Raw genomic sequence first — 14,370 nt, 5'->3', positions numbered from 1 at the left:
CTTAGACGCCAGCCTTGGCCGCCGGGCGGGCGCGGCAGTCGTCCATCCACCGGGCCAGATGGGTAAACTCTTCCGGCGGGCGGTATTTGACCAGTCGGGCGAAGTCGAGCCCGACCGCGGCGACGATGTCGGCGATGGTGAAGCGGTCGGCGGCGATGAATTCGTGCTCGGCCAACTGACGGTCCAGCAGGCGCATGAACTTCTCGGCGCCGACGCGGCTGTATTCGGCGACCTGAGGCTGGGGCGCTTCCAGCGCAGCGAGGGCCGGGTGGCTGAAGCGGACGTTCAGCATCATCGGATTGGCCAGGTAGATCTCGCAGCGGCGGGTCCACATCTCGATCAGCGCCTGTTCCTTCGCATCGTGGCCGAACAGGTTCGGCTCCGGGTTCAGCGCCTCCAGATAGCGGCAGATGGCGATGGATTCCGAGATGCAGGTCCCGTCATCCAGTTCCAGCGCCGGAACGTGGGGCACGCCGACCTTGGCGCGATAGTCCGCCGTGCGGTGCTGACCGGACAGCAGGTCGATCTCGACGAAGTCGACGTTGTCGACGCCCTTCTCGGCCATGACCCAGCGGACCCGGCGCGGATTGGGCGCGCGATGCGAGGTGTAGAGCTTCATCTGACGATACCCCTCTGTTTCCGGAAGACGCTTTACTGGCCGAACACCGAGGCCGGCATGGCCCCGACGATGCAGGCGGTCATCAGGGTGGCCAGGAAGCCCGCGAACAGGGCCTTCCACACCAGACCCAGAACCTCTTCGCGGCGCTCGGGCATAAGCACCGACAGGCCGGTGACCGTGATGCCGACCGAGCCGATGTTGGCGAAGCCGCACAGGGCGTAGGTCATCAGCATCCGTGTGCGCTCGCTCATGTCGCCAGCGGGAACCTCGCCCAGCCGGATAAAGGCGACGAACTCGGTCAGGGTCAGCTTGACGCCCAGCAGCCATCCGGCCGTGTGCGCGTCGGCCCATTCCACCCCGATCAGCCAGGCGACGGGCGAGAAGACCACGCCCAGGATGCGCTCGACGCTCAAGGCCTCGCCGCCGATCCAGAAGCCGCCCAGCATGACGTTGGCCAGGGCGACCAGGGCGACGAAGACGATCAGCACGGCCGAGATGTTCAGCACCACCATCAGGCCGTCCGACGTGCCCTTGACGATGGCGTCGATCGAGCTGTCGTACTTCAGCGCCGAGTTGTAGTCGGCGACCGCTCCGCCCTCGCCCGGCTTTTCCGGGATGATGACGCGGGCCAGCAGGACGCCGGCGGGCGCCGAGACGATGGAGGCGACCAGGACGTGGCCCGCCGCATTGGTCAGGACCGGACCGAGAATGGTCGCATAGGCCACCATGGTCGAGCCGGCGACGGTGGCCAGGCCGACCACCATCATCAGGAACAGCTCCGACCGGGTCAGCTTGTCCAGATAGGCGCGAATGACGATGGGGCTTTCGATCATGCCCAGGAAGACGTTGGCCGCGACCGCCAGGGCCGAGGCGCCGCCCAGACCCATGGTGCGCTGGAACAGGAAGCCGAAGCCGAGCGTGATCCACTTCAGGATCTTCCAGTGCCACAGCAGGGCCGACAGGGCCGAGATCACCAGGATCAGCGGCAGGACCTTGAAGGCGAAGGTGAACAGGGCGCCTTCATTGGCCACGGCGTAGGGCTGGGCCCCGCCGGCCAGATAGCCGAAGACGAACTTGGTCCCCTCTTCCGTGGCCAGTTCCAGCCCCTTCACCGCATTGTTGATGCCGTCCAGCACCACCTGCGAACCGGGAATGGCGAAGGTCGCCAGAACCAGGGCCGCCTGCACTGCGACAGCGCCGATGGCCAGACGCCAGGGAAAGACCTTGCGGTTCTCGGACAGGCCCCAGCAGACGGCGACGATGACAATCAGGCCGAACAGGCTCTGGAGGTTCAGAAGGCTGAACATGGGGAAAGGCGGCTCCGCGACCAGCCGACGGCTGAGCACCGTCCTTGAAATCTGCTTGAACGCTACCCTGAGCCTGCTGGTCAAGAGCGCATGCGGCGTCCTGCCGCGCTGCGGCCTCGGCTCAGCCTAAACTTTGCCGTTATGCGGGCGGCCAATCACCGTTACGTCATTGATGGGGAGAGGTCGGATGGGCAAGGGACTGATCTGGGCGGCGGCGGCGGCGGGTGTCCTGCTCGCGGGATGCCAGGAGGCCTCCCGTCAATACGCCGACGAGTCGGTGGATGTGGCCCTGATGGAACCGGCGCCGCCAGCCGATACGGCGGCATCGGCGCCAACGGCGGCGACCAACGCCGCCACGCCCGTCGTCGCGCCCAGCATCGCCTACGCCTATCGTTTCGGGCTGGAGCTTCCGGCCGAGGCTGCGCCGACGATGATGGCCCGGCACGAACAGGCCTGCATCGCCGCTGGCGCATCCGCCTGTCAGGTGATCGGCTCGAACTCCAGCCGCGTCGGCCGTGATTCCGTTGAGGCCCGCCTCGAGATGCGAGCGACGCCCGCCTACGTCGCCCGTTTCCGCGCGGCGCTGGACGGCGAAGTTCGGGGCGCGGGCGGGCGCGTGGCGCAACAGGCCGTCGAGAGCGAAGACCTGACCCGGCAACTGGTCGACACCGAGGCGCGGATGCGGGCGATGGAGACGCTGCGCGACCGGTTGCAGCAGCTTCTGGCCACGCGCAGCGGCCCGCTGGAGCAACTGTTGCAGGTCGAGCGTGAACTGGCGCGGGTGCAGGGCGAGCTGGACGCGACGCGCTCGGCCCTGGCGGTCATGCGGACCCGGGTGCAGACCTCGCGGCTGGACGTGACCTATAGCGCGGCCGGTCAACTGGCGCCCGACAGCGCGGCGCGGCCGGTCGTGGATGCGCTGAACTCGGCCTCCTACGCCTTCATGTCCTCGCTGGGGGTGCTGATCCTCTTCCTCGCCAGCGTCCTGCCGGTCCTGCTGGTCGGGGCGCCGCTGGTCTGGCTGCTGTGGCGCTGGCGCAGAAATGCACGCACCCGCAAGGCGGCGGAGGCTGCGCGCACGAAAAAGGCGGAGGGTGATCCCTCCGCCTGATCGCAGTTTTCTTTCCGCCCCATGCCATGGGGAGGAAAGGCTGTCAGTCTTACAACTGGCCGCGAACCAGCTTGCCGTAGTCGTCCATCAGGCTGAGCGACAGCTCGCCGGGCGTGAAGCGGTTGTCGCCGATCTCGCTGACCGGGGTGACCTCGGCGGCCGAGCCGGTGAGGAAGCATTCCGAGAAGTTGGCCAGTTCTTCCGGCAGGATGTCGCGGACCACGACCTCGACGCCCCGGGCCTGGGCCATTTCGATGATGGTCTGACGCGTGATGCCGTCCAGGATGTGATCGACGCGTGGGGTGTGCATGACGCCGTTCTGGACGAAGAAGACGTTGGCGCCGGTCGCCTCGGCGACATAGCCGCGCCAGTCCAGCATCATGGCGTCGGCGTAGCCGCGCTTCTCGGCCGCCGTCTTGGACATGGTGCAGATCATGTAGAGACCGCCGGCCTTGGCCGTCGACGGGGCGGTGGCCGGGTCGGGGCGGCGCCACTTGGCCCACTCCAGACGGATGCCCTTCTTCTTGACCTCGGGGTCGAAATAGCTGGGCCATTCCCAGGCGGCGATGGCCAGGTGGACCTTGCTGTTCAGCGAGGAGACGCTGAGCTGCTCAGCGCCCAGATAGGCGACCGGACGAATGTAGCAGTCCGTCAGGCCGTTCTTTTCACAGGTTTCCTTGCAGGCGGCGTCGATCTCGGCCACGCTGTAGGGAATGTCGAAGTCCAGCAGCTCGGCCGAGCGCTTCAGCCGTTGGCTGTGCGCCGTCAGCTTGAAGATTTCGCCGCCGTACATACGCTCACCCTCGAAGACCGACGAGCCGTAGTGAAGGCCATGGGTCAAAACGTGCGTTTTCGCGTCCCGCCAGGGCACGAACGCGCCGTCAAACCAGATCCAGCCGTCACGATCGTCGAAAGGAACGAAGGCCATTGAATAACGTCTCCCGGGGATGTGGTCCGGTTACACTCTTCTCTCCCGCCGCCGTCAACGCCTTGCGTTCGGCAGGATCGCCTAAAGCATGACTGATACGCGCTCGAACGGCCGCTCCGGCCCCATTGCTGCAGCCGGCGCCGGCCGCCACCTGCTGGTCGTCGACGACGACGACAGAATCCGCGAACTGCTGAAAGAGTTCCTGGCGCGTGAAGGCTATCGCGTCACCGGCGCCGCCCATGCGGGCGCGGCGCGCCGTCTGGTCGAATTGATCGAGTTCGACCTGATCGTGCTGGACGTCATGATGCCGGGCGAGAGCGGGTTCGACCTGACCACCTGGATTCGCAGCCAGGCGGCCCTGTCCAAGACACCCGTCCTGCTGCTGACCGCCAAGGGGGATCCCGACGACCGCATCGAGGGTCTGTCGCGGGGCGCCGACGACTATATGTCGAAGCCGTTCGATCCTCGCGAACTGGCGCTACGGATCGAGGCCATCCTGCGCCGCACCGGCGGCAAGCCGATGACCCCGCGCGAGATCCGCATGGGACCCGCGGTGTTCGACATGGAGCGGCTGGAACTGACCCGCGACGGGACGCTGCAACGCCTGACCGAGGCCGAGGCGCAGTTGCTCAAGACCCTGGCGATCCACGCCCATTCGCCGGTCGAACGCATGAACCTGTCGCCCGACACCGCCGACATCACCGGCCGCGCCGTGGACGTGCAGGTGACGCGTCTACGCCGCAAGCTGGAGGCCGACCCCAAGAATCCGCGCTATCTCCAGACCGTGCGCGGGATCGGCTACATGTTGGCGCCGGACTGAGCCGAAGATGCGGCTCCTGCCCCTTCCCCTCTGGGCGCGGATGATCAAGCGCCGACTGCCGACCTCGCTCTGGGGTCGGTCTCTGCTGATCATCGTCCTGCCGGTGCTGATCATGCAGGGCGCGGTGACCTGGGCCTTCTTCGACGCCCACTGGCAGGCCGTGACCGCCCGACTGTCGGAAGGCCTGGCCGGAGACGTGGCCTGGGCCGCCGAAAGCTATCGCGACCAACCGACCCCGCAGAATCTGAGCGTCATCGCTGACCGGGCCGAGCGATCGATGCAGTTGTCTGTGGCCTTCCAGGATGGCGCCAGCCTGCCCAAGGAGCAGCGACGCGGCGCCATCGGCGTGGTCGATCGCGCCATGGAGAAGGCTCTTGCGTCACGCCTGGACCAACCCTTCTGGTTCGACACCACCCGCTATCCTGCCTATGTCGATATCCGGGTGCAGGAGCCGAACGGCGTGCTGCGCATCATCGCCCCGCGTGAACGCGCCGTGGCGACACAGGCCCACATCTTCGTCCTGTGGTTGATGATCGCCACCGTCCTGTTGTTGGGGGTGGCCGTGCTGTTCATCCGCAACCAGGTGCGCGCCATCGAACGTCTGGCCGACGCCGCCGAAGCCTTTGGCCGGGGCGAAAGCGTGCCGCGCTTCAAGCCCCATGGCGCGCGAGAAGTCCGGGCCGCAGCCTCCGCCTTCCTTGACATGCGCGCCCGCATCCAACGGCATATCGAACAGCGCACCGCCCTGCTGGCCTCGGTCAGCCACGACCTGCGCACGCCCCTGACCCGTCTGCGCCTCGAACTGGCCCTGGCCCCGCCCTTCAAGCGGGCCGAGGCCATGAAGGGGGATCTGGACGAGATGGAACACATGATCGACGAGTATCTGGCCTTTGCGCGCGGCGAGGCGGGCGAGGCGATCCAGGCCGTCTCCGTCCCTGAAATGCTGAGCCGCGCTGCGGAGGACGCCCGACGCGCCGGCGCCGAGGTCACGGTCGAAACGCCCGACGAAATGGACGCCCAGCTTCGCCCCCTCGCCTTCCGCCGGGCGCTGAACAACCTGGCCGGCAACGCCGCCGTCCATGGCGAGCATGTGCGGCTGTCCGCCCGCCCCCTGCCCTCCGGCGGCATTGAGATCGCCGTCGAGGATGATGGTCCGGGCATTCCCGAGGACATGCACGAGGAGGCTTTCCGCCCCTTTTCCCGGCTCGACGCCTCGCGCAACCAGAACAGCAAGGGCGTCGGCCTGGGCCTGGCCATCGCCCGCGACGTGGCGCGCGGCCACGGCGGCGACATCACCCTGAGCCGCAGCGACCTGGGCGGATTGAAGGCGTCGATCCGTCTGCCGGGATGACCTGGCGCCGCACCCCCTAGCTTTGCCGCTGGAACGACGCCATCTTGCACTCGTTCCAGGGGGGCCTGGATCAGGAGACCCTATCATGCGTCCATTCGCATTTATCGCGCCTGTGACGGCCGCCCTCGCCCTGGCGAGCGCTGTCTCAGCCCAACCCTCCGCCGTCGTCGTCACCGTCAGCCCCGACTTCGCCAAGACCGCCGAAGAACTGGGCCAGCGGGACGTTCAGCAACAGATTGACGACCTGACCGCCACGGTCACCCGCGTTCTGACTCAGCGTGATGCCTTGGACGGCGCCCGTATCGAGCTGACGATTACCGATCTGAAGCCCAACCGGCCGACCATGCAGCAGCTTTCCGACAAGCCCGGCCTGGACGCCATGCGCAGCATATCCATCGGCGGGGCCGCCATCGAAGGCACGGTCACGACCGCTGCGGGCGGAACCCAACCCGTCAAATACGACTACTACTCCACCAATCTGGCTGACGTGCGCGGCTACAGCACCTGGCAGGACGCCCGCACGGCCTACGACCGGTTGGCCCGCAACCTGGCCGAGGGCCGCTACGTCAAGCGCTGAAGAATGGGGCGCTGAGGATCAGCCGCCAAGCGCGGTGGACTTGGCCACAGCCGCCTGAACGGCGCTCTCGACCGCCCGGTCGAGGGCGCCGTTTGCGTTCAGGGCCACAAGGCCCGCCTGGGTCACGCCGCCGGGCGAGGCCACGCGGTCGATCAGGGCGTCCAGCGTCTCAGTTCCCTCCACGCCCGCTGCAGCGGACCGCAGGGTGGCGCGGGCCAGCCGCACGGCGGCGTCGGGCGACAGGCCCTCCGCTATCCCGGCCTGGGCCAGGGCGCGGGTGAAGGCGAAGAAGTAGGCGGGACCGCAGCCGGACACGGCGGTCGCGGCGTGCATGGTCGGTTCGTCATCCAGATGGACGGTCTCGGCGATGGGCGCGAACAGGGCTTCGCCCACGGCGCGGGCGGCGGCGTCGGCGGACCAGATGGTCGCCACGCCCTGGGCGTGGGCCACGCCGGTCGTCGGCATGATGCGGACGACGGAACGGCCGTCGAAGCCTGCCGAAATCGTTTCGCCCCTCACGCCGGCCATGACCGAGACGATGACGGCGTCGGGGGCCAGATGCGGCAGGACCGGGCGCGAGGCCTCGAACCATTTGGCTGGCTTGACGCCGATGACGAAGGCGCGGGCGTCGGCCAGAGCTTCCAGCGGCGGATTGACCCGCGCGCCCAGGGTGCGCGCCGTCTCGGCGGCGGGCTTCTCGGACGGGGTCAGGATGATGAGGTCGGCCGGGTCGACGGCGCCGGTCTTCAGCCAACCTTCCAGGATGGCCGAGCCCAGCCGCCCTACGCCTTGCAGGACGACCGGCCCCATCTTCCCGCCTTTGGTCATCAGGCGGTGCCGACGGTTTCGAACAGGCAGGCGTCGATGGCTTCCTGCGCCTTCTTGGAGCCGCGCACCATGAAGTCGAAGGCGGGGTAGTAGCGGTCCGCAGCCTCGATGGCGGCGTCGATCATGGACGCCGCCTGGGCAAGGGTCGGGCGTTCGCTGTGCGGCAGGGCCAGAGAATGACGGAAGACGATCTCGCCCTCGTCCGGCCAGACCTCGAAGTGACCCAGCCAGGTGCGTTGGTTGATCATCGCCACCAGTTCGTAGGCGGCGGCGCGACGCGTCTTCATGACCCGCAGATCCAGGGCGCAGCACAGCTGAAGGCAGTCGCCCTCGGGGCGCCAGGCGAACCACAGCTCATAGTCCTTCCAGTCGCCGGCCAGGGCGAAGGCGAGGTCGCCGTCGTCCGTGCGGTCGAACGGCAGGTTCTCCGCGTTGAGGACATGCTCCACGACATCCAGGGGGTCGTAGGGAACGTCGACCTCTTCGGGTCGGGCTGCATCCATCAGGGGTTCACATTCTTACTCGGGGGCCGCGACTCACGACCTGCAAACGAACGGTAAACGTGTTCGGAGATTCGGCTCAACCGGCCGAATTCACATCAGGCGTCGTGCCTGTGGACGTTCCCGCAGCTGCCTTTTTCGCAGGCGATTTCTGAGCCTTAAGCTCGGCGATCTCGGCGCGCAGGACGGCGATCTCGTCTTTCAGCACGTCGAACTCGTCGCGGCGGACCAGATCCATCTCGGCGACGAAGCGGTCGGTCTGGGCGCGCCAGGCGGCCTTGGCCTCGTCACCTGCGGCCTGAGCCAGGCCCATGGCGCCGGTGGTCAGCTTGGCGAACTCGTCGAGGATCGGATTGCGCGTCTGCATGATGAAATCTCTCGTCTCGGCCACACCAGTATATGGTTAATGGCGTCGTAAATTGGGTGAACGAAACCTTTCCGTCCGAACCGGCTATAAACTGCTTCGCTGGAAAAGCGCGCGACGAATGCAGTCTCGCTTGCTAGACGATCCGGGTACCAAATGGCGCTGAAGGAGGCCCTGTGCCCTTCCCAGAATTCGACCCTGTCCTCATCCAATTGGGCCCCCTGCCCATCCGCTGGTACGCCCTGGCCTATGTCGCCGGGATCGTGCTGGGCTGGTGGTACGCCTCGCGTCTGGCCAAGACGGAGCGGCTCTGGGTCGGCGGCAAGTCCCCGGTGACCGGACCCCAACTGGACGACCTGGTGCTGTGGATCACGCTCGGGGTCATTCTGGGCGGCCGCTTCGGCTACGCCCTCTTCTACAAGCCGGCCATGTTCGCCCAGTTGTTCACGGGCGACGGCTGGGGCGAGCGGCTGGAGCTGCTGCAATTGTGGACCGGCGGCATGAGCTTCCACGGAGGCTTCCTCGGCGTTGTCGCAGCCCTGCTGCTGTACGCCAACCGTCAGAAGATCAATCCGCTCAGCCTGGGCGACCTGATCGCCCCCGTCGCACCGCTGGGCCTCTTCTTCGGCCGCATCGCCAACTTCATCAACGGCGAGCTGTGGGGGCGTGAAACGACAGTCCCCTGGGCCATCCGCTTCTGCAACGCCCGCATCGAACAGATGTACGGCTTCTGCCCCGCCGGCAACGAACCACGCCACCCCAGCCAGCTGTATGAGGCCGGCCTCGAGGGCCTGCTGCTGCTGATCATCCTGTCGCTGGCCATCTGGAAGTGGAAGATGCTGAAGCGTCCGGGCTTCGTCACCGGCCTGTTCCTTCTGGGCTACGGCGTCTGTCGCGCCGCGCTGGAGAACGTGCGCCAGCCGGACGCCGGGCTGGAGAACCTGCCGCTGGGTCTGACCATGGGCATGATCCTGTCCATCCCGATGATGCTGGCCGGCGCATGGCTGATCTGGCGGGCGTTCAAGAAGCCGGTCGTCGCGGAGGCGTAAGGCATCATGGCGGAGACGCTCAAGGACCGGCTGGTCCGCGAGATCGTGCTGACTGGGCCGATGACGGTGGCGGACTATGTCACCCGCTGCCTTCACGACCCCAGGGGCGGGTATTATTCGACGCGCCCCGCGCTGGGAGAAGGCGGCGACTTCATCACCGCCCCCCTGGTCAGCCAGATGTTCGGCGAACTGATCGGCCTGTGGGCCATCGAGGTCTGGAGCCGTCTGGGCGCGCCCGAGCGGGTGCGGCTGGTCGAGGTCGGGCCGGGCGACGGGACGCTGATCTCGGACGCCCTGCGGGCTGCGCGGCTGGTTCCCGGCTTCCTGGAGGCCGTGGACCTGATCCTGATCGAACCCAGCGCGCCCTTGCGGGCCGAACAGGCGCGGCGGCTGGCCGACTCGGACGTCCACCCCCGCTGGCTCAGCGCCCTGCATCAGATCGAGACCGACGCCCCTGTCATCCTGATCGGCAACGAGGTGCTGGACTGCATGCCTGCGCGCCAGTTCATGAAGACCGAGGGCGGCTGGGCCGAGCGCCGCGTCGGCGTCACCGACGCTGACGACCTGACCTTTGGCCTGGTGGCCATTTCCGGCGGCTTCGCGCGCCCGGAATACGAGGTCGAGCCCGGTCAGGTGGTCGAGATTTCGGAGCAACAGGCGGCCTTCGCGCGCGATCTGGCTGCGCTGGTCAAGGCGGCGTCAGGCGCGGCCCTGCTGATAGACTATGGCCGCGGCAAGCCAGGCGCAGGCGACACCTTGCAGGGTCTGCGACGGCACCAGAAGGTCGATCCCTTATCGACGCCGGGCGAGGCCGACCTGACGCAATGGGCCGATTTTCCCCTGGTGCTGGAGGGCGCTGTGCGCAGCGGCGCCGACGTGACCGGCTGCGTCAGCCAGAGCGCCTTCCTCAAGGCGCTGGGGATCGAAGCCCGCGCCCAGAAGTTGATGCAGACCCGCCCCGACGCCGCCCCGGTCATCCAGCGCCAGCTGGACCGCCTGACCGCGCCGGATCAGATGGGCGACCTGTTCAAGGCGGCGGCGATCTTCTCGCCCCGTTCGCTGGCCCTGCCGGGTTTCTGAGAACTGCGGCCTGTTTCCGCAGGGAGTGTGACGATGCGTTTTTCCGACCGGGAACGGGACATTCTACTGGCCGTGAAAGGCGTCGGCCCCAAGGTGGTCGCGCGGCTGGAGGAACAGGGGCTGGGCGGCTTTGAACGCCTGGCCCAGGCCGATCCGGTCGTCGTCTGCGCCGGCGCCGCCGCCAGTGTCGGCTCGACCTGCTGGAAGAACAGCCCCCAGGCGCGCAAGGCCGTAGAAGCCGCCGTCGCCGCCGCCCGTTCGTCGCTGGAGGCCGCATGAGCCTGAACCCCATCACCCATCCCCTGCTCGACAAGGCCGGGGTGCGCCACGGCTTCTTCACCCGCGAAGGCGGCGTGTCCGAAGGCCTCTACGCCGGGCTGAACGCCGGCGTCGGCTCCAAGGACGATCCGGCGCTGGTGGCCGAGAACCGTCGCCGCGTCGCCGAATGGATGGGCGGCGGACGGGAGGACCTGTGCGGCTGCTATCAGATCCACTCCGCCGTAACCCGCGTGGCCGAAGCCGGCTGGGCGGGCGAGCGGCCCGAGGGCGACGCCGTGGTCAGCGCCGTGCGCGGCCCCGTCGCCTCCGTCCTGACCGCCGACTGCGCGCCCGTCCTGTTCGCCGACGCCGAGGCCGGCGTGGTGGGCGCGGCCCATGCCGGCTGGAAGGGGGCGCTGGGGGGAATCATCCACTCGACCGTCGCGGCGATGCAGGCCCTGGGCGCCCGGCCCGAGCGCATGGTCGCCGTGGTCGGCCCCTGCATCGCGCAAGCCTCCTATGAGGTCGGCGCCGACTATCAGGAGCGCTTCGCCCACCACGACCCCGGCAGCGAACGCTTCTTCGCCCCCGGCGCGGCCGAGGACAAACGCCTGTTCGACCTGCCGGGCTTCGTCCTGTGGCGGTTGGAGCAGTCCGGGGTCGGCGACGCCGCCTGGACCGGCGACGACACGCGCGCGGACGCCGCGAGATTCTACTCCAACCGGCGGGCGTTTCTGGCGGGAGAGCCGGATTTCGGGCGGTTGATCTCTACGATCAGCCTGGGCTGATTCAGCTCGCCATCGCCATGTCGAAGACGCGGGTCGTTTCGCGCCAGGCGTGGGGCTGGGCCAGCAGGGCGCGAACCAGCTTGTTGTTCAGGGCGTGGCCCGCCTTGACGCCCTCGTAGCGGCCCAGCAGGGGCGCGCCGAGGACGTAGAGGTCGCCGATGGCGTCCAGAGCCTTGTGGCGCACGAACTCGCGTTCCATGCGCAGGCCGCCGGGGTTCAGGATCTCGTCCCCGTCGATGACCACGGCGTTTTCCAGCGAACCGCCGCGGGCCAGACCGGCCTGACGCAGGGCCTCGACCTCATGGGCGAAGCCGAAGGTGCGGGCGGCCATGATGTCCGAGCGGAAAGTCGCCTCGTCCACCACGAAATCCACCACCTGATTGCCGATGACCGGCGTTGGGAAGTCGATCTCGAAGCGCATCTCGTAGCGATCGCAGGGCAGCAGCACGGCGGACTTGTCGCCCTCCTCCACCCGGATAGGCTTCAGGATTTCGATGTAGCGGACCGGGGCTTCCTGACGGCGGAAACCGGCGCGATCCAGCAGTTGCACGAACTGCAGCGCCGAACCGTCCAGGATCGGCAGTTCGGGGCCGTCGACCTCGATCACGGCGTTGGAGACGCCCAGCGCACACAGGGCGGCCATCAGGTGTTCGATGGTCGACAGGCGCACGCCCGCCGCGTTCTCGATCATGGTGTTCAGACGAGCGTCGATGACGGCCTCGCCCGAGACGGGAATGCGGTTGTCGCGGTCCGTGATGTCGGTGCGCACGAAGACGATGCCCGTGCCGGGCGCAGCGGGACGCACGACCAGCTTGACGCGCTGGCCGGTGTGGACCCCCACGCCGGCGCAGATGGCCGGGGCGATGATGGTCTGTTCGTGATGGTCGTTACGGACCGACAATGGAAACTCTCTGTGTTGCGCGGCTCCGCTTAGTCGTGCGGAGTTCGCCTCACCTGTCGTTTAACCACGAGCGCTCAAGCGCGAAATGAAAGATGGGTTTCGAAATGTTTCGGTCCGGTGACAGCCGGCAACAACGAAAACGCCCCGGAGCCAAGCTCCGGGGCGTTTCAATCAGTGTCTCTTCCGATCAGTTCGCGAGGCGGCGAAGAAAGGACGGGATTTCGAGGTCGTCGTCTTCGGCGTGACCCGCCTGGAAATCCTGGGTCGGCTGGGTCGCCTGCGTCTGGCGCAGTTGCTGGGTCGTGCGGTTCGACGACGGCTGCGGCGCGTAGGACGGTTGCTGCTGTTGCGGCTGCTGGCGCTTCTTGCCGAACAGGCTCCAGCCGCTGCGACGGTGATCGCGGTCGTCGTAGTATTCTTCTTCAGCGACCGGAGCTTCTTCGCGGCGCGGGGCCGGACGGGCTTGCGGCGGCTGTTGCGGCTGACCACGGTCGATATAGAGGTCGCCTTGCGAGGCGGCGGCGGCCGGCTGGGCGCGAACGGCGCCGGATTCATACTCCTCGACCCAGGGATCGACGATCGGCTCCAGATTACGGGGCGCGTCGTGGATCACCGGCTCCGGACGCGGCTCGGGCGCGGCGCGGGCGGCCGGGGCCTCATAGACCGGAGCGGGCTCAGGCGCGCGGATCGGTTCACGAACCGGGTCGATGCGGACTTCGGGCTGACGCGGCGCCATGGTGGTGGGGCGACGGTCCGAGAAGGCCGAACCCTGGGGCTCGATCTTCTGGATGACGGCCTCGTCCATGCCGGTGGCGACGACCGAGACGCGGATCTTGCCGTCCAGGGCCGGGTCGAAGGCGGCGCCGAAGATGATGTTGGCGTCGCCGTCCACTTCGGCGGCGATGGCGTTGGCGGCCTCATCGACTTCCAGCAGGGTCATGTCCAGACCGCCGGTGATGTTGACCAGCACGGCCTTGGCGCCCTTGAGGCTGGTTTCGTCCAGCAGCGGGTTGGCGATGGCGTTCTGGGCCGCCAGCAGGGCGCGGTCGTCGCCCGTGGCCTCGCCCGTGCCCATCATAGCCTTGCCCATTTCGGACATGACGGCGCGAACGTCGGCGAAGTCGAGGTTGATCAGGCCCGGCAGGATCATCAGGTCGGTGATCGAGCGGACGCCCGAGTGCAGCACCTGGTCGGCCATGCCGAAGGCGTCGGCGAAGGTCGTGCGCTCGTTGGCGACGCGGAACAGGTTCTGGTTCGGAATGACGATCAGGGTGTCGACGTAGCGTTGCAGCTCGGCGACGCCCGAGTCCGCCAGACGCATGCGGTGACGGCCCTCGAAGGTGAAGGGCTTGGTGACGACGCCGACGGTCAGGATGCCGCGGTCGCGCGCGCACTTGGCGATGACGGGGGCCGCACCGGTGCCGGTGCCGCCGCCCATGCCGCAGGTAATGAAGACCATATGCGCGCCTTCCAGGTGCGCGTGGATCTCGTCAGCGCTCTCCTCGGCGGCGTTCATGCCGACTTCGGGGTGGGCGCCGGCGCCGAGCCCCTGGGTGATGGTCTCGCCCAGCTGGATGCGGCGGTCGGTCTTGGCGAAGCTGAGGTGCTGGGCGTCGGTGTTGGCGACGACGAACTCGACCCCTTCAAGGCCGGCGTCGATCATGTTGTTCACGGCGTTTCCGCCCGCGCCGCCGACGCCGAAGACGACGATCCGGGGCTTGAGTTCCGTGTGTTGCGGCTTCACCAGCGAGAGAGACATGATTGTTGTTCCGAACCTTACCGACCCTGCCCGTTAACCCCAATGCGAAATCCCCGCCGAATCGCATTGGTTATGAGCGCGTTAAGCAAAACCCTGTCTGCGTTAACGAAGAGTTACTTCGGTAATATGA

At 67.6% G+C, this 14,370-nt stretch carries 16 protein-coding genes; 8 read left to right on the top strand and 8 right to left on the bottom strand.

Annotation, left to right across the window (positions count from 1 at the left end):
* Nucleotide 1 precedes the first annotated feature (1 nt).
* On the bottom strand, nucleotides 2–619 hold the full coding sequence (locus ACOZBP_RS11390) for a glutathione S-transferase family protein (RefSeq protein ID WP_422676553.1): 618 nt from the start codon (nucleotides 617–619) through the stop codon (nucleotides 2–4).
* A gap of 32 nt (nucleotides 620–651) precedes the next feature.
* Entirely contained in the window at nucleotides 652–1,926 is a 1,275-nt protein-coding gene (locus tag ACOZBP_RS11385) for a NupC/NupG family nucleoside CNT transporter (protein ID WP_422676552.1), read from the bottom strand.
* A gap of 187 nt (nucleotides 1,927–2,113) precedes the next feature.
* Between ACOZBP_RS11385 and ACOZBP_RS11380 the strand changes: the two genes are divergently transcribed.
* On the top strand, nucleotides 2,114–3,037 hold the full coding sequence (locus tag ACOZBP_RS11380; protein ID WP_422676551.1) for a DUF4349 domain-containing protein: 924 nt from the start codon (nucleotides 2,114–2,116) through the stop codon (nucleotides 3,035–3,037).
* Nucleotides 3,038–3,086: 49 nt separating this feature from the next.
* Here ACOZBP_RS11380 and ACOZBP_RS11375 read toward each other — a convergent pair whose 3' ends face one another.
* Nucleotides 3,087–3,965 carry a branched-chain amino acid aminotransferase gene (locus ACOZBP_RS11375; protein WP_422676550.1) on the bottom strand — a complete coding sequence of 293 codons (879 nt, stop codon included), beginning with the start codon at nucleotides 3,963–3,965 and terminating at the stop codon, nucleotides 3,087–3,089.
* Between the two features lie 88 nt (nucleotides 3,966–4,053).
* Here ACOZBP_RS11375 and ACOZBP_RS11370 point away from each other — a divergent pair, with 88 nt between their 5' ends.
* The 3 genes from ACOZBP_RS11370 (at nucleotide 4,054) to ACOZBP_RS11360 (ending at nucleotide 6,713) form a co-directional block, all read left to right on the top strand.
* A complete protein-coding gene (locus ACOZBP_RS11370) occupies nucleotides 4,054–4,785 on the top strand; it encodes a response regulator (protein WP_422676549.1) in 732 nt (243 codons plus the stop codon).
* 7 nt (nucleotides 4,786–4,792) lie between these two features.
* Nucleotides 4,793–6,136 carry an ATP-binding protein gene (locus tag ACOZBP_RS11365; RefSeq protein ID WP_422676548.1) on the top strand — a complete coding sequence of 448 codons (1,344 nt, stop codon included), beginning with the start codon at nucleotides 4,793–4,795 and terminating at the stop codon, nucleotides 6,134–6,136.
* Between the two features lie 85 nt (nucleotides 6,137–6,221).
* Nucleotides 6,222–6,713, top strand: a complete 492-nt coding sequence (locus ACOZBP_RS11360; protein ID WP_422676547.1) for a hypothetical protein — start codon at nucleotides 6,222–6,224, stop codon at nucleotides 6,711–6,713.
* A gap of 18 nt (nucleotides 6,714–6,731) precedes the next feature.
* On the opposite strand, the gene ACOZBP_RS11355 is transcribed toward ACOZBP_RS11360, so the two are convergent.
* The 3 genes from ACOZBP_RS11355 to ACOZBP_RS11345 form a co-directional block, all read right to left on the bottom strand.
* Nucleotides 6,732–7,541, bottom strand: a complete 810-nt coding sequence (locus ACOZBP_RS11355; RefSeq protein WP_422676546.1) for a pyrroline-5-carboxylate reductase family protein — start codon at nucleotides 7,539–7,541, stop codon at nucleotides 6,732–6,734.
* Complete coding sequence (locus ACOZBP_RS11350) at nucleotides 7,541–8,044, bottom strand: YbjN domain-containing protein (protein ID WP_105563919.1); 504 nt, start codon at nucleotides 8,042–8,044, stop codon at nucleotides 7,541–7,543. Before ACOZBP_RS11350 ends, ACOZBP_RS11355 begins: the two co-directional genes overlap by 1 nt.
* 76 nt (nucleotides 8,045–8,120) lie before the next feature.
* On the bottom strand, nucleotides 8,121–8,408 hold the full coding sequence (locus ACOZBP_RS11345; protein ID WP_422676545.1) for an accessory factor UbiK family protein: 288 nt from the start codon (nucleotides 8,406–8,408) through the stop codon (nucleotides 8,121–8,123).
* A 173-nt stretch (nucleotides 8,409–8,581) separates the two neighbouring features.
* Here ACOZBP_RS11345 and lgt point away from each other — a divergent pair, with 173 nt between their 5' ends.
* From lgt to pgeF, 4 genes are read left to right on the top strand one after another with little or no spacing between them, the layout of a single operon-like run.
* The gene (gene lgt / locus ACOZBP_RS11340) at nucleotides 8,582–9,454 is read left to right on the top strand and encodes a prolipoprotein diacylglyceryl transferase (RefSeq protein ID WP_422676544.1); all 873 of its coding nucleotides are present in this window, start codon (nucleotides 8,582–8,584) and stop codon (nucleotides 9,452–9,454) included.
* Nucleotides 9,455–9,460: 6 nt separating this feature from the next.
* A complete protein-coding gene (locus tag ACOZBP_RS11335) occupies nucleotides 9,461–10,534 on the top strand; it encodes a class I SAM-dependent methyltransferase (RefSeq protein ID WP_422676543.1) in 1,074 nt (357 codons plus the stop codon).
* A gap of 33 nt (nucleotides 10,535–10,567) precedes the next feature.
* A complete protein-coding gene (locus ACOZBP_RS11330; RefSeq protein ID WP_422676542.1) occupies nucleotides 10,568–10,813 on the top strand; it encodes a helix-hairpin-helix domain-containing protein in 246 nt (81 codons plus the stop codon).
* A complete protein-coding gene (pgeF, locus tag ACOZBP_RS11325; RefSeq protein ID WP_422676541.1) occupies nucleotides 10,810–11,580 on the top strand; it encodes a peptidoglycan editing factor PgeF in 771 nt (256 codons plus the stop codon). The genes ACOZBP_RS11330 and pgeF overlap by 4 nt, the downstream gene beginning before the upstream one ends.
* Before the next feature lies 1 nt (nucleotide 11,581).
* Here pgeF and lpxC read toward each other — a convergent pair whose 3' ends face one another.
* A complete protein-coding gene (gene lpxC / locus ACOZBP_RS11320) occupies nucleotides 11,582–12,481 on the bottom strand; it encodes a UDP-3-O-acyl-N-acetylglucosamine deacetylase (RefSeq protein ID WP_422676540.1) in 900 nt (299 codons plus the stop codon).
* Nucleotides 12,482–12,668: 187 nt separating this feature from the next.
* Nucleotides 12,669–14,240, bottom strand: coding sequence for a cell division protein FtsZ (gene ftsZ / locus ACOZBP_RS11315; RefSeq protein WP_422676539.1), 1,572 nt, complete (start codon nucleotides 14,238–14,240; stop codon nucleotides 12,669–12,671).
* Between the last annotated feature and the right edge of the window lie 130 nt (nucleotides 14,241–14,370).

The sequence above is a fragment of the Brevundimonas sp. NPDC058933 genome, from assembly GCF_049315965.1.
Taxonomy (GTDB): Bacteria; Pseudomonadota; Alphaproteobacteria; order Caulobacterales; family Caulobacteraceae; genus Brevundimonas.
Note: the sequence above shows the minus strand (reverse complement) of the source record. Positions and strands in the feature narration are given on the sequence as shown.

Coding starts and splice junctions, on each gene's coding strand:
- ACOZBP_RS11390 (WP_422676553.1), bottom strand. CDS start 619: ATGAAGCTCTACACCTCGCATCGCGCGCCCAATCCGCGCCGGGTCCGC.
- ACOZBP_RS11385 (WP_422676552.1), bottom strand. CDS start 1,926: ATGTTCAGCCTTCTGAACCTCCAGAGCCTGTTCGGCCTGATTGTCATC.
- ACOZBP_RS11380 (WP_422676551.1), top strand. CDS start 2,114: ATGGGCAAGGGACTGATCTGGGCGGCGGCGGCGGCGGGTGTCCTGCTC.
- ACOZBP_RS11375 (WP_422676550.1), bottom strand. CDS start 3,965: ATGGCCTTCGTTCCTTTCGACGATCGTGACGGCTGGATCTGGTTTGAC.
- ACOZBP_RS11370 (WP_422676549.1), top strand. CDS start 4,054: ATGACTGATACGCGCTCGAACGGCCGCTCCGGCCCCATTGCTGCAGCC.
- ACOZBP_RS11365 (WP_422676548.1), top strand. CDS start 4,793: ATGCGGCTCCTGCCCCTTCCCCTCTGGGCGCGGATGATCAAGCGCCGA.
- ACOZBP_RS11360 (WP_422676547.1), top strand. CDS start 6,222: ATGCGTCCATTCGCATTTATCGCGCCTGTGACGGCCGCCCTCGCCCTG.
- ACOZBP_RS11355 (WP_422676546.1), bottom strand. CDS start 7,541: ATGACCAAAGGCGGGAAGATGGGGCCGGTCGTCCTGCAAGGCGTAGGG.
- ACOZBP_RS11350 (WP_105563919.1), bottom strand. CDS start 8,044: ATGGATGCAGCCCGACCCGAAGAGGTCGACGTTCCCTACGACCCCCTG.
- ACOZBP_RS11345 (WP_422676545.1), bottom strand. CDS start 8,408: ATGCAGACGCGCAATCCGATCCTCGACGAGTTCGCCAAGCTGACCACC.
- ACOZBP_RS11335 (WP_422676543.1), top strand. CDS start 9,461: ATGGCGGAGACGCTCAAGGACCGGCTGGTCCGCGAGATCGTGCTGACT.
- ACOZBP_RS11330 (WP_422676542.1), top strand. CDS start 10,568: ATGCGTTTTTCCGACCGGGAACGGGACATTCTACTGGCCGTGAAAGGC.
- pgeF (WP_422676541.1), top strand. CDS start 10,810: ATGAGCCTGAACCCCATCACCCATCCCCTGCTCGACAAGGCCGGGGTG.
- ftsZ (WP_422676539.1), bottom strand. CDS start 14,240: ATGTCTCTCTCGCTGGTGAAGCCGCAACACACGGAACTCAAGCCCCGG.